Origin of the sequence: Enterococcus sp. AZ089 (assembly GCF_050547225.1) — a bacterium.
Lineage (GTDB): Bacteria > Bacillota > Bacilli > Lactobacillales > Enterococcaceae > Enterococcus_D > Enterococcus_D entomosocium.
Genome location: NZ_CP172954.1, coordinates 620,670 through 635,126, shown reverse-complemented (window position 1 = coordinate 635,126; position 14,457 = coordinate 620,670). Strand labels below are relative to the sequence as shown.

The window sequence follows — 14,457 nt, the reverse complement described above, 5'->3', positions numbered from 1 at the left end:
TTCCCCTCCTTAATAATAGTAATTTTCGCCCGTGTCCGTGCCATTCGCCACGACACCTAAGATGTTTGCGTTAACTAGGCGTAGCTTTTTGACGGCATTTTTTGCGGATTGTTTGTTCGTTTTATCCGCATGAACGACTAAAAGTACACCGTCGACTTTCTTGGCTAGGATCAAGGCATCCGAAACGACATTGACTGGTGGCGTATCAATAATGACCACATCGTATAGTTGTTTGACCTCTTGCAAGGCTGCGGTCATTTTCGAAGAAGCGAGCAGATCATTAGGGTTTGACATAATGGCTCCGCTAGTAATGATTGAAAATTCGCAATCTTCTAAAATCACTTGTTGGACACAGCTTTCGATCGAGATGTCCCGTCGGATATAGTTGGACAAGCCCACGTGCATTTCTTGTGAAAACAAATAATGTTGGGTGGGTTTACGCAGATCCGCATCGATCAATAAGGTTCGGTTCCCTTTTTGGGCATAGGCGACCGCCAAATTTGCCGAGACCGTGGATTTTCCCGTACCGCTTTCTCCTGAAGTAATCAAAATCGTTTGAGCATTTTGTTGTTGGCATAAATAGTCGACATTTTCGCGAATCAACTTGACTTGTTCACTGATGATGGAATAATTTTCCTTCATGCTACGCATCACACACGCTTCCTTCCTCTAAAGCTTCTCGACTGGATGGTTTTAAACGAAGCAACTCGTTTTTCTTTGCTTATCTCACCGATGACTTTTACCCCTAAGACCTCTTCGATTTCCGTATTCGAAGCAAAGCTGCGCTCAAAAACCAACAGGAGGAACACATACGTAAAAGCGAAAAGAAGACTTAAAAAAGTGGTCAAACTGTACAACAAAAACTTGTTTGGACGAGCAGGCGTTTCTTGTGGCAAAACGGTTCCTTCTGCTAAGATCGTGACATTATCAATGTTCATGATCTTAGGGATCTCTTCACTAAAAACGCTGGCGGTCGTATTGGCGATTTCGGCTGCGATCTTCGGACTTTGATGGTAAGCGTTGATTTCGATGATCTGCGAGTTGGTGGCATTGGTAACACTCAAAATCTCCGACAATTCAGCCACATCGTAGCTTCCCTCTAGCGCCTCACTGACTTCATTTAAGATGCGAGGACTCATGATGATGGTGCTATAGGTACTGACGAGCTGAAGGTCTGCCTGAATCGTCTGGTTTTCCAGACGATTGCCAGCTATCGTTTCTGACTGACTAATCAGCAACTGTGCACTTTTTTGATAAATGGGTTCAGCAAACAGGGTTAGATAAAGCAACATCGCTAGTAAGGGAATACTAATGATCATGAGGATCCAGCCTATTCGTTGCTGAAGGACTTGCTTCAATTTTTTCATATTTATTTCTTTATTCATTGGTTTTCCCTTTCAATAACAGAAATAGCAATCAAACCATTTACTGGGCGCTTGGTAATGACCCAAGAGAATAGGCAGCCTCGAACCTCGTTTTACCTGTCACAATATTTTTCGTGTCAAAAACGATTTTTTGTTTCATCGCTTGAATGGCTGCCGGCGCTATGTCTTTAAAGGCATCATGGTCACAGAGGATCAATGCCAGATCACTGTCTGTTAGTGCTGCTTCAATTTGTGCAACATCAGAAGTGGCGACATAAGGATCATAGGTAGTGACTTGCAGAGCTTTCTTTTGTTTCAATCTTTTGGCGATCTCAACAGCCGGACTTTCTCTGGCATCGTCAATGTTGCCCTTATACGCCAACCCTAGGACCGCGATTTTGTTTCCACCATGAATCGCTAAGATTTCTTCGACTTTTTTTATAATGAATTCAGGCATCTCTGTATTGATCATCCGCCCCAATTGAATTAACTTCGCGTCATCAGGTGCTGCCGCGACAACAAAATACGGATCGACTGCTAAGCAATGACCGCCGACACCAGGTCCCGGTTGATGGATATTGACCCGTGGATGCTGATTGGCTAACTCAATCACTTGGAGTGCATCAATGTTTAGGCGATCCCCAATTTGGACCAATTCATTGGCTAGTGCAATGTTCAAGTCGCGATAGGTGTTTTCCATCAATTTCGATAGCTCAGCGATACTTGCAGAAGTCTCCAGCACGTTTCCTTTGACGAAGGTCTGATAAATGCGTTTGCCTTGTTGGGTGCAAGCGCTCGTCATGCCACCAATGATTCGATTGTTCATCACCAGCTCTTCAAAGATTTTCCCTGGCAAAACTCGCTCTGGGCAATGCAACAAATAGAGATCTTCTCCAATGGTATAACCTGCTTTTTCAAAAAAGGGTCCAACGATGTCTTCCATCGTGCGGGGTTGAATGGTCGATTCAACAATGACTGTGTTGCCTTTTTCAAGATAGGGTAAGATAGCAGCCATCGCCGCTTTCACGTAGGACAAGTCGCAACTACCAAATTGATCGGCGATATTTGGCGTTGGTACGGCAATAATAAAGACATCCGCTTTTTCTGGTACCAACTGTGCCTTGAATGTCTTTTTCGCTAAAGCTTGTGCTAGATAGCGATCAATGTCGGGTTCTTCGATTGGTGCCTGACCTGCTTGAAGTGATTGAACGACTGTTTCTGACACATCAACCCCAACGACTTCAATCCCATGGTTTGCAAAAGTAAGTGCTGTGGGTAGCCCGATATACCCCAATCCAATAACGTTTACCTTCATTCGCTCTTAACATCCCATTCTGCTAATTGTTCTTCACCGGGTTTATAAATCAGTTTTTTCGCCACTTGTCCTTCTTCTAAAGCAAAGGAAACTTGTCCAGTGATGGTTTCACCTACAGCGATCTCATTGCCAAACATCGCCATGGTATGATCAAGTTCAAGAAATTCTCCCTCTTCAGTTTCTAAAAGAAAATCAATCGAACCTAATCCAGCGGCAACTGATCCCATATTTTCTGCTGTGATGGTAAATGTATGTAATACTTGTTCCCCATCTTCTGTTTTCTTTTGATTGATTTCTTGTTTGTCGATGATGATCTTTAATCCACCAATGATCGATTGCGGCTCGGCATTGCTTTGATCCGTGATTTGTTCGATTGGTTCGCTGCCTTGGGTAGTATCCGTCTTTGCTTGGTCATCCGTCGAGCAAGCCGCTAAAAAACTCCCCATGAGGGCAAGGCTAAAGAGGCTAACGATTTTTTTCTTCATGTTCATTTGCTTTCTCTCTTTCTATCAATGAAGAGCCCCTTGCAACAGGCAAGGTACAAGGGGCTCTCGTAGTTTCTGTTTCTTATTCTGTGATTGAAACGGTTGCTTGTGCAATCTCTCGTGTACTTAAGTCAGCAAAGCGATGCAATGCATAGATCGTCATCTGGCTGTCTTTTGTCACACTGTTGGCTTGTTCTTGGTTCAAGTAGGCGGTAAAGGTACCATCCGCAAAACCGCTCACCCACAGGATCATGCCATCAATTTCAAGTCGACCAAAGTTGATGTCATCTCCTGTATAGGTTCCCGTAACGATTCGATCACCTAATGTGTAAGGGTTTGGCGTAATTGTGCCAACAAATTCTTTGTCGATAGTGACTACACTGCGATCCAATTCGGTGTCTACCGGACGGCCACTAACAACCTCCCGATGGTAAGCAACCAATTCAACTGTTTCCGCATCGCGAATCAAGTCGCGGGTCGTTTGATTGACAAAGTAAGTAAACGTCTGGTTTGCGGTGTTAAAGGTGCCTCCCCATGAAATTGAACGTCCATCAACGATCAAGTTGGCGAAATTCACATCTCCTGTAAAGGTTCCAGTAATTTCACTCTCTGTCACTTTGAAGGCTGCTGGTTGAATCGTGCCTGCTGCTTTGACGATTTCTATCGGCTGCAACACCAGCTTATGATCAATCGTTTGTCCATCGACTGTTTCACGATGGTAGGTTTGCAATTCTACTTTCGTTGCCGTTCTGATCTGTTCTCTAAATTGTGCGTGAACAAAGAATTCAAAGCGGCCAGTTTCTTTATTGAATGTGCCACCCCAGTTCCCTACTGACTGTCCATCAATCACTAAGTTGGCAAAATTGATATCTCCCGTAAAGGTTCCCGTAATCATGGTATCGGTGTAACTGTATTGATCCGGTGTGATCGTCCCTTGAAGTTGATCAATCACTGTTACTTCTTTGGTTTCTAGCACTTCGATGGCTTCCGTGTTACCGTTAATTTGGCGGTTCAACGCTTGGATCTCAACTTTATCGCCCGCTTTGATTCCAAGATTCGCTACATAAAACGAGAAGGTGCCATCGGCATTGAAGGTACCACCCCATGCATTAGAAGGCGTGCCATTGATCACTAAACGTGCAAAATTGACATCACCCGTAAAGGTCCCTGTAATCATTGTTTCGCCAACACGGTATTGATCCGGTGTGATCGAACCAGCCAAATCTCTAGTTAATTCAACGGTTGTCCGATCAAGTACTTTGCCATATTGATCCAAGGCTTCGATTTCTACGACATCATCTACGGATTGGATGCGATTGCCGATAAAGAATTCAAACGAACCATCAGCAAAATTCCCACCACGAACGGATGATCCATTTACATACACACGGGCAGATACAACATCACCGGTATACGACCCTCTCAGGAACTGATCGGCCGAAGAAACATTGTAGCTTGCTGGTGTAATCGTGCCTTCAGTGTTTGCTGGATCAGTGACAACGATCGTTGAAGCAATATTTGATTGCAATCCATCGATGCTTGCTTGAGCAGTAATAATTGTTCCCGCTGCTTGTTGATCAATCTCTACTTCAAAATTGCCATCACTGTCAACAGTGGCATTTTTCGTTTCAGAATCGCCTATAGTAATTTCCACATGTGCATCTGGTTCGGCTGTTCCGCTAACGGTAGTGGATGTGGTTGTCACCTCATTCAATGTTGTTTCGGCGATCGTTGCTCGATCAACCATGGTTTCTGCAATATTTGATGAAATGCCATTTAAGGTTGCTTGGGCGGTAACTACCGTACCAGCTTGTTGTTTCTCAATCGTCAATGCATAGATGCCATCACTACCCACTCGTCCATTCGCAATGATCGTGTCACCGGCTTTGATCGTAATCTCAGCATTCGGCTCAGCCGTTCCCGTCACACTTGTGGAGTCAGTATTTAGCTCGGAAATCGTTGTTTCGGCAATCGTTTCTTTTTCACTATCCTCTACAACTGTTTCTGCAACCGATTGAATACCATTGGACGTTGCGGTAACAGTCACTTTTGTTCCAACTGCTAATGGTGCGTTCGGAATCGCAAATTGATAAGTTCCATCACTTGCAACGCGTCCCGTTAAACTTCCTTGTCCTTCAATAGTGACTGCTAAATCGGCATTTGGCTCAGCTCGCCCCGTAATGTGCGTTGAGCTTGTGGTTAAGTCGTCAATGGTCGTTTGTTGAATCGTTGCGCTATCCACAAAGTCACCAAAAGCGATTTTTCCGATTTGAGAACTATTGAATGTTGCGTTGAAGATTGAGTCATTGGATTCAATTCGCGAAGTAACTTGTTTGTTCGTATAAGTATTTAGTGAGAAAGAACCTTGTCTAAACTCTGGATAATTAAAGCTGGGCTCTCCTGAAAAATCAGCTGATCTTCTCCAAGTTTGCATTCCTGTCGATGAGTGGATCGTGTAGTTCGTTGTTCCTGGATAGGACCCAATTGCGGTTCCATTCGTATGATTGTTTTGGATTCGAACATTTGATCCTTCGTGGAAAGTGCTTGATTGTCCAACGTTTACCGTTGAATACGTGCTTCTTCCCACGACATCCAGTGTTCCCCCAGATAATACGGTCAAAGCACCTCGCAACCCCAATGCTTCTTGTGTTTTTTGCGTATTTGGCGCACTTGTGATCTTAAACGTTGCATTCGAATTAACTACTACGCTTGAGGCACTTCCTTCGATCAAGACTGCTTTTGCTGTATTTGAAGGATTGTTTTGAGTAACGTCTAATAAACTGCCTTCACCTAAATCAATTCGACCACCACTTGCAAGATAAATCGCACGAGCTGTTCCATTGTTATTTGCAACTACAGAAGCACCACTGCCGATATTCATTCGGACATTCGAAGTAGCCCAAATCAAGGAACCTGCATTTAATCGGTTTTCGCCAAAGAAATTAGCTGAAGAATTGCTAGCGGCTAAATAGAGTAAGCGCCCCGTTGCATGACTATTTTCATGAGTAACGTTTGTGAAGGAAACACTGGACGTTCTATTTTGATAGATCGTATTTGTTGCATGAGCCACGATTCTCACATTTCTGATACTTAATCCTTGATTTACCGTATTTCCATACAACCGAACATTATTCCCGAAGGTTAACGTATGACCATTACCTTCAATCGTTTTGGTCGTCCCTGTCCATGTCACACTACTGGTCATCGTGATGTTATTGGCTAAGCTGATTTGTGTAACCGTCGCATTGGCTAACGCTGTCCGTAATTCAGCATCAGATGTTACTTGGACACTTGCCCTTGTTGAACGGGTTTCAGCAGCGTCTTCTGATGATTCGTTAGAATTACTTTCTGAGGTTTCTTCATTTGGTGCATCCGCTTGTTCATCATTTTCTGCGACTTCATTATTTTCTGAAGAGTTCTCAGTAGAAACTTCTGTTTGAGCTTCTTCACTTTCAGTAGGAGAACCCTCTGTTTCCTGAACTGCTTGCTCATTGGTTGCTGTATGGTCATTTTCTGTGCTTTGAGTTGCTTCACTATCTGATAATAAATTTGGAGCTTCTATTCTCTCTTGTGTCACTCCTGAAGAATTATCAGTTTTTTCTGTCGCCATCGCATTTATTGGCAACGCCGATAAAGTTAAATGACTAATCAACAATAAACCTGTGACTTTTTTACTAAATTTGTTATTCATAAGTAACTCCTTTTTCTCTATTCTTTCTCTTGTACTTTAAAGATTCATTTCACGTTTTTATCAGTCACCCTTTCTTACTCCCTCGAAAAAAATCAGTTATAGCTCTTATCGGAACAACCTATTCGATACAAACTCTCTAAAAACCTAAATTAGAGCTATAAAATAATGCTTTTTTGACGAAATTTTATCGTTTTTAACGAGATTAAATTTACCATGGTTGATCATCAATCGATAAATCAAGATTTGCAAACCTGTATGAATAAATTGATTTTCATTTTCTTTTTAAATAAGGCATTTTAAAAGTTTGTGCAAAAAAAAGTGTTATAAAAAAAGACGATTCCTTATCATTTAAAAAGGATCGTCCATTTTTGTTATTACCTGTAACCACTTGACTCAATACGATGGATACAAGGTTTCTGCCTACTAATTCTTAGTATTATCACAAACATTTTTAACAACAGTTCCTTTCAACAGAACGCTTCTTTTCTTCAAAAAAGGTCCCAAAAAAAGCAAAATAAAAGAAATTGTATGTAATTTTACACATCTTCTAAAAAAATTCATTTTTCTTTGGTATACTAAACATAGATCTGCATATCATTAGATTTACGTTGCCCGTTAGTGAAGTTTCAGGCAACGTTTCTTTATGGGGGATAGATAAAAATGGAAGAGAAAAAGATTTTTGAGAAGCGGTGGTTATTAGCTACCAGTGAACAACGAGAGAAATACCATGCCTTGATTGCCTCTTACCCTTCGATCGAATGGACATTCAAAGAAAAAAGCTACCTTTTATGGCTTTGTCAGTTAGATAGTGATACGTTCAAAACCTTTGAAGCAATTTTTGATAAACTAGTAAATGCCAACTAACTGTTTCAACGTAGGCTGTTCTTTCACCAAAATAACCCAATCTTTTGGTATTCAGGAACAGTGGGCCTATTTTCAGATAACTCCCTTTTTTATTAGATGAACGAATAAAAGCCGCAACCGTTGATCGCAACGGTTGCGGCTTTTCCTTTTAATTTATCCACACATGTCCTCGTCATGCTCTTTTTCAACACGTATATTAGGCTGTGGGAGCGTTTAACGCTTGCCCTAACTGAGGATCGATTTTTTCAATCACTCTTTGCCAATCTTGATGATCGGGGATTGCTTTGAGCAAAAGATAATCAGTCGATAAGATGAACTCTGATAAATATTCACTATAATTTGTAACCACAAGATCAATGGCATTTCCCTTCAAATAATCGGTCGTCAATTCATTGATTTTTGGAAAAAATACCAGATGATCATTGCCGACATAACGCAAAAAGCGCGCACGAATCGTGTGACAGGCATAGAGATCACCTTCTATTATCAATGCGATCCGTCTGACTTTTTGAGCATAGAGCTCCCTGATTGCTTCACTGTAAAGGGTCAGTGCCGCACAAATATCTACCAGATACTCCTGCTTGATCCCAAGAATCGCTTGGTGCTGCTTCATAAATGCCAGATTCCTTTGATAAGCGGCAGAACGATGCTTCTGCGCTTCATTTTTTACTTCTGTTAGCAAGTGATTTAAAACGGGCGCCAGTTGCTCATTGATTTTCTTTGACAGGAAAAAGGCGTGGATCATCGTCTTGACCCGTTGGGGCTCTTGAAAGGAAATGCCCCATTCTTGAACGAAGCGCTGACTCAGTTCTTCGAGTTCAGGATACAGTCCAAACGATGCAACGAATTGCTGCTCTTTTTCAGGCTCGGTCAAAGTCCGTTTCATCACGGTCACTAAATAAAGCCACATAATTTCTTGTTGCGGCAGTCTTACTCGGTATAGCGCTTCGATTTTAGGTGCTAAGTCATTCATTACGGCAAATGCCTCATGGGTTTCGATGATTTTTGCCAACGATTGAGGAATCTGAACCGTCTTTCCCAATTGGTAACGCTTGATCGCAATATACAAGCTATAATAAAAATCACTCGGAGAAACGCCTGTATTCACCAGCTCTGCGGGCATTTCTGAGAAGACATCACTGACTAGTGCAATCAGTTCTTTGGGGGGCAATAGCGTATGAGGGGTGACATCTGATTCATAATAAAAATCTTTAAAGAACTTGCGAATATTGGCTTCGGAGCCACTCAAATTAACCGGTTGCAAGATCCACTCCACATGATACTTTCGCAACGTCACAGAAGCAGTATTCAAATAACGACGCATCGTACTTTCTGATACATACAAGCGCTGCGCCCACTCTTCAACCGAACAGAATTCACCGTGGAAAATGGCTTCCACGATTTGATACATTCCTTCTTCTGCAACAAGCTCCTTTTTTTGGGACAAGTATTTTTTCGGATTCGTTTCCCTAAAATGATAGCCATTGGCTACAAGCGAAAATTCGGCTGCCTCTTGTAAATAGGTTTTCAATTCTTTGATATCCGAGCTGATCGTCCGTTGGGTCACATCAAGTTTGTTTGCTAAACTTGCGATGGAACAAGTCCGTTCTCGCTCAAAAGTATTTAACATTTGAAGCCAGCGAACGGTCGTCTTATTTAGCATAAAATTTAACTGCAATTCTCTCATTTTCCCCTCCGTGTTTCTTCCTCACCGACTAGTGTCTTTACTATAGTACAATATTTAGGTGCATAAAAAAACCTTCCTATTTCCCAAATTCACATTAAGAAGCTTCTTGAATGTGTACTTAAGTGAACAAACAAGGTATTCTCTATGTAGACTTATTTTTGTGCAACTGGAGGAATTCGTATGACAAATATGGTTTATGGGTACGCACGTGTCTCCACAAGACAACAGGATCTCTCGCGTCAGTTAGATTTACTTGACCGGTATGAGTGCAATAAAATTTATACGGAAAAGATCAGTGGTGTTCGTGCGAATCGTCCTGAATTAAATAAATTAAAAAAACGAGTGAAAGAAAACGATAAAATCATCATTGAAAGTTTCTCGCGACTAGGAAGAAGTACCAAAGATCTCATTGATCTTGTCTACTTTTTTGAAAAAAAAGGAGTAAAGCTTATCAGTATCAAAGAAAATTTTGATACGCAAACCCCACAAGGGAAATTGATGATGACTGTTTTCCAAGCCTTTAGCCAATTCGAACGAGACATCATCGTCGAACGGACCAAAGAAGGCTTAGAATCCGCTCGTGCTAGAGGAAATATCGGTGGTCGCCCACGAATCGATCCTGGACTGATTCAACACGCATTGAACCTTTATCAAAAAGAAGGAAAAGCTGTTGTGGATATCTGTGCCCAAACAGGGTTAAAACGATCAACTTTTTATCGTTATCTTAGTCTGGAAAAAGAGGAGATCGTTTCTTGAACGAATAGGTTCTTCTAGATTTTTAGTTCAAATCAGGGTAGATCAGGAAAATTATGTAAATACGAGTAGCAAAAAATCACAGGAAGAGAACTATATCCTAACTCTTCCTGTAATTTTTTCGATTATTTATTGTTCTTTCCTTTATTTGGAACGAAAATTGTTAATTGATAGTAATATTTATCGTTATGATCATTAACTTTCACACTAGCTTGTCCAAAGATGATGATTGTCTTAAATCAGCGAGAATCTCATCGTATCGCTCGCTATTCAAAAACTCATCTACTGACTGAAAATGCGCAGACGGTGCAGCTTTTTTTGCTCTTTCTTGAAGCTCTTTTTGAGTAATCACTAATGACGTTTCATCTGCTGATAAATCACGAATAGCAACATTTGTAACCTCAATATCATAACCGAGTTCTTGAACTTTTTTTCTAACAATCGCTGCCCCCATTGCTGAAGAGCCCATTCCTGCATCACAAGCAAATATAATTTTTTTAATTGAAAAATCTTTGCTAATTTTCCCTTTTCGCTTCATTTCCTTGGTCTTTTCTTCTGCTAGGAGAAATTCTTCATTGTTCTTATCCGACGTTCGATTTGTTAATTTATGAACAAGGGAAGCACCAATAAATGTGACCGCAGTTGCAACAGTGATTGCTAATAAAATACCAAAGTGGCTCCCCCGAGGAGTCACAGCCATGAAGGCAAAGATAGAGCCGGGCGAAGCTGGGGAAATCATTCCTGCTCCAGTAATCATTAGTGTTGCAACGCCACTCATTCCTCCTAATATAGCTGGAATCAGCAATAACGGATTCATCAGTACATAAGGAAAGAAAATTTCTGCTATTCCTCCAAAAAAATGGATAACGATGGCCCCAGGAGCGGTTTTCTTAGCTGTTCCTTTTCCAAAAACCATATATGATAACAAAATACCTAGCCCAACACCTGGATTATCAATTGCAAACATCATGGAACGACCATTTTCAGCTACTTGCTCTAAACCGATTGGTGCAAAAACACCAAAGTTAATGGCATTGTTCAAAAACAAGACTTTTGCTGGCTCCATAAAGATGCTTACTAAGGGCAAAAGATGGTTTTCAACGAGTACATTGACTGCATCAGTCATCATATAGTTCAATGTATTGAATATTGGACCTACTAATACATAGCCAATAATTGTCAAAATAGCAGCATAAATGCCCCCACTAAAGTTTTTAACAAGCATTTCAAACCCAGTTTTTACCTTTTCTTCATAAAGGGAATCGATTTTTTTCATCCCCCAGGCAGCACTCGGTCCTACTATCATTGCGCCTAAAAACATCGTAACATCAGCACCTACGATCAACCCCATAGTCACCATTGAGGCTACTACTGCCCCTCGAGTACCATACACTTGTTTCCCACCTGTATATGCTACTAGCAATGGTAGCAAATAGTTTAGCGTAGGTGGCACGATTTCATTAAATTTTTCATTAGGAAGCCAACCCGTGGGAATAAATAATGCCGCTAATAGTCCCCAAGCTATAAAAGCTAATATGTTCGGCATGATCATACCGCTTAAAAATGAGCCCATTTTTTGAAGTTTTACCCGGATCCCAGCACTTGACACCATATTTGTCCTATTCATCTTCTTCTCCTCTATCCTTAATTTTTAGTGACTTCGTCTTCCTCTATATCTTGATAACTAAAATATTCAAAAGCAGCTTCTTGCCTCATCCCTGTTAAATCATTGCAGTGAACGCCTACAAAAGCACCCGTAAACGCACTTCCTGTAGGTCCCAAGAATGGTTTTGTAATGTAATCATCTGAAAGTTTGTAAGTATCAAAAATGAAAGAAAGTTCTTTCCAATTCTTCCCATCCAATGAATAAAAAAACTGATAAAAACGAGCATTGACCTTAACTCTCAGATACACATTCCCTTCTTCAGTTAAAACGATCGGAACTCTCAAGGGCCAACTAAGTTTTGCTCCTTCACATTTTAAAATTGTCAAAACTTTCCCTAATTGCTCGTTAGCCGTTACCTGTAGTGAGGTCCAATTCTTACTGTTGTAGTAACAGACCAAACCAGCACTTTGTTGAAAATACGAAGGGGAAAAATCAACCGCCGTTTCAGCTATAAAATTTACAGATTCAAATCTACGGGCAAGTAAGGATTGTTCGAAAACTGAATACAAGGATTCCTGTCCGTATAAAATCAATCCTTTCTTTGTTATCTGCCCTATTTTTTGGCTAAACGGAATTCTTAGGGTTTGAAACTCAGAAGGAATCCCCGAAGCGAAATAATTCTTTTTAGGTTTGCTGGACCAAGGGCACTCTGGTAAGTTTGGTTTGGGTACATACTTTTGCGCAACTTTTCCACCAGTCACGATCGGCCAATCGTCTGGTGTCCATTCAATTTTTGCTAATGCCGATTCACGCCCTAAGGTACAAAATCCTCTTTCTTCAAATAAGCCTTTTCCTTTTCGTTTAATTGGACGGCTTGCTAAGTATGCGATATACCATTCCTCACTATCCGTTTTAATTAATGACGCATGTCCCGTTTTTTGCAAATCATTTTCGGGAGAATACCAAGCGGTCAGGATAGGATTATCAGGGTGTACTTCATACGGTCCATACAATGATTTCGAGCGGGCCACAGTAACTGAATGCCCCCACTGGGATCCTCCCTCCGCTGTGAAAAGATAATAATAACCATTGATAAAATAAATATGTGGCCCCTCTGTTTTCTCTAAATGGGTTCCTTTAAAAATAATTTCTGGTTTTCCTACCAATTGTTCTTTTCCCTCATCAAATTCCTGAATAGCGATTCCGTAATTCCAAGGATGATCATTTCTAAAATCATAGATCATATTCAATAGATACTTTTTCCCGTCATTATCGTGGAAAAGCGACGGATCAAAACCACTCGCATTTAGAAAGATTGGTTCACTCCATGGACCTTCTATATCATCAGCGGTTACTAAATAGTTGCGGACATCTTTAAAGGCACGGTGTTCACGCATAATTGAATACACCAACCAAAATTTTCCGTCTGCGTATGTCAAACAAGGAGCCCAGACGCCACCACTATCTGGAACACCAACCATATCCAGCTGACTTATTCTATTTAACGGACGAACAAGTAAACGCCAGTTCTTTAAATCTTTCGACTCGTATATCTGTACACCGGGAAACCACTCGAATGTCGATGTGGCAATATAATAAGTATCCCCCCTTTTACAAATTGATGGATCTGGGTTAAAGCCTTTTAATATTGGATTTTGAATCATAAAATCATCCCCTTTTTTTGAAACCACTTTCATTCAGTTCCTATCTAAAGTATACTTTTATTAATAAATTTAGAAATGGTTTTTACCACGTTAAACTTACCAAAAACCACGGAGATCAAACTATGAAAAAGAGCTTATATAATCATCTAGCGTTTCTACCGAATTTAGATACTAGTGTCCGTTTCTTTTCTGCGCATACACAAAAAGTTCCTTATGGCTGGACTAGCTACTTAGACTCTCATAATGCTTTTGAAATCCTACTTATTTTATCTGGGAAGCAGAAAACCACGATCAACCAAAAGGAGTATTTATTGGATGCAGGAGATATCTTGATTATCCCTCCGGGTATGCTCCACTTAAATGCCTGTTACTCAGAAAATGGCTTACGCTACTTTACCGCACATTTCGATATCGATGAACCCGTTTTACGCTATGTACTAATGAAGAATATTCCCTTGATCTTCGAAAAACACACAGCTGAGAACACTACACTCCAAGTAATCATCAATGAATGGATCGATCTCTATGATAAAGCACCTAGTTTTTCACTTTCTGATAAAATCTTAACCATTCAAATTTTAACAAAACTGATTTTTGAACTTATAAGATTCACTGAACTGGATCCTAAAAAAAATGCCAACATTCAAACGCTTAGTATCGCTAGAAGTATTGCAGAAGTTATCAATCACAATTTTCATCACTTTTTTGAAAGAAAAAATACTGAAAAGATCGATATCTTGATTAAAAAAATTTATGCTGAAGCGAATGTGTCTCCAAGTTATGGTCTTGAAGCTTTTAAAAAAATTTACGGTATTTCACCAAAAAATTATTTGGACTCACTTAAATTAAAAGAAGCCAAACGACTGTTAACTATCCCTGATATTACGATAGAAAGTATCTCGGAAAGACTTGGCTATTCGCACCCCGCACACTTTAGTCGACAATTCAAAAATTGGGTAGGCGTTTCACCAAACAGCTATCGCAAAACGAATATTGCCAATTTTGTATCCTGAATCATTTGTTACTAA

General features: G+C 40.5%; 11 protein-coding genes. 3 read left to right on the top strand and 8 right to left on the bottom strand.

The genetic code is table 11. From position 1 onward, the window contains the following. Positions 1–9: 9 nt before the first annotated feature. The 5 genes from IGJ01_RS02930 to IGJ01_RS02910 all read right to left on the bottom strand — a co-directional run bounded on the left by IGJ01_RS02930 (position 10) and on the right by IGJ01_RS02910 (position 6,855). Positions 10–651: a CpsD/CapB family tyrosine-protein kinase gene (locus tag IGJ01_RS02930; protein ID WP_430601385.1), complete on the bottom strand. Its 642-nt coding sequence runs from the start codon at positions 649–651 to the stop codon at positions 10–12. Beyond that, positions 651–1,385, bottom strand: coding sequence for a YveK family protein (locus IGJ01_RS02925; RefSeq protein WP_008377977.1), 735 nt, complete (start codon positions 1,383–1,385; stop codon positions 651–653). The genes IGJ01_RS02930 and IGJ01_RS02925 overlap by 1 nt, the downstream gene beginning before the upstream one ends. A 40-nt stretch (positions 1,386–1,425) precedes the next feature. After that, positions 1,426–2,679 carry a nucleotide sugar dehydrogenase gene (locus IGJ01_RS02920; protein WP_016611295.1) on the bottom strand — a complete coding sequence of 418 codons (1,254 nt, stop codon included), beginning with the start codon at positions 2,677–2,679 and terminating at the stop codon, positions 1,426–1,428. Continuing rightward, positions 2,676–3,170 carry a hypothetical protein gene (locus tag IGJ01_RS02915; protein WP_008377972.1) on the bottom strand — a complete coding sequence of 165 codons (495 nt, stop codon included), beginning with the start codon at positions 3,168–3,170 and terminating at the stop codon, positions 2,676–2,678. Before IGJ01_RS02915 ends, IGJ01_RS02920 begins: the two co-directional genes overlap by 4 nt. Positions 3,171–3,246: 76 nt before the next feature. Further along, positions 3,247–6,855, bottom strand: a complete 3,609-nt coding sequence (locus tag IGJ01_RS02910; protein ID WP_275626343.1) for an immunoglobulin-like domain-containing protein — start codon at positions 6,853–6,855, stop codon at positions 3,247–3,249. A gap of 660 nt (positions 6,856–7,515) precedes the next feature. Here IGJ01_RS02910 and IGJ01_RS02905 point away from each other — a divergent pair. Further along, positions 7,516–7,719 carry a hypothetical protein gene (locus IGJ01_RS02905; RefSeq protein ID WP_005232004.1) on the top strand — a complete coding sequence of 68 codons (204 nt, stop codon included), beginning with the start codon at positions 7,516–7,518 and terminating at the stop codon, positions 7,717–7,719. Between the two features lie 196 nt (positions 7,720–7,915). Here the strand turns inward: IGJ01_RS02905 and IGJ01_RS02900 are convergent, their stop codons facing one another. Then, on the bottom strand, positions 7,916–9,406 hold the full coding sequence (locus IGJ01_RS02900) for a helix-turn-helix domain-containing protein (RefSeq protein WP_016611298.1): 1,491 nt from the start codon (positions 9,404–9,406) through the stop codon (positions 7,916–7,918). A gap of 180 nt (positions 9,407–9,586) precedes the next feature. Here IGJ01_RS02900 and IGJ01_RS02895 point away from each other — a divergent pair, with 180 nt between their 5' ends. Continuing rightward, complete coding sequence (locus tag IGJ01_RS02895) at positions 9,587–10,162, top strand: recombinase family protein (protein ID WP_005232006.1); 576 nt, start codon at positions 9,587–9,589, stop codon at positions 10,160–10,162. A gap of 199 nt (positions 10,163–10,361) precedes the next feature. On the opposite strand, the gene IGJ01_RS02890 is transcribed toward IGJ01_RS02895, so the two are convergent. Together IGJ01_RS02890 and IGJ01_RS02885 are read right to left on the bottom strand one after the other, a co-directional pair. Continuing rightward, on the bottom strand, positions 10,362–11,786 hold the full coding sequence (locus IGJ01_RS02890; protein WP_144330645.1) for a PTS mannitol transporter subunit IICB: 1,425 nt from the start codon (positions 11,784–11,786) through the stop codon (positions 10,362–10,364). A gap of 17 nt (positions 11,787–11,803) precedes the next feature. Further along, on the bottom strand, positions 11,804–13,462 hold the full coding sequence (locus tag IGJ01_RS02885) for a glycoside hydrolase family 43 protein (RefSeq protein ID WP_144330644.1): 1,659 nt from the start codon (positions 13,460–13,462) through the stop codon (positions 11,804–11,806). Between the two features lie 89 nt (positions 13,463–13,551). Between IGJ01_RS02885 and IGJ01_RS02880 the strand changes: the two genes are divergently transcribed. Further along, positions 13,552–14,442: a helix-turn-helix domain-containing protein gene (locus tag IGJ01_RS02880; protein WP_144330727.1), complete on the top strand. Its 891-nt coding sequence runs from the start codon at positions 13,552–13,554 to the stop codon at positions 14,440–14,442. The last annotated feature ends 15 nt before the right edge of the window (positions 14,443–14,457 follow it).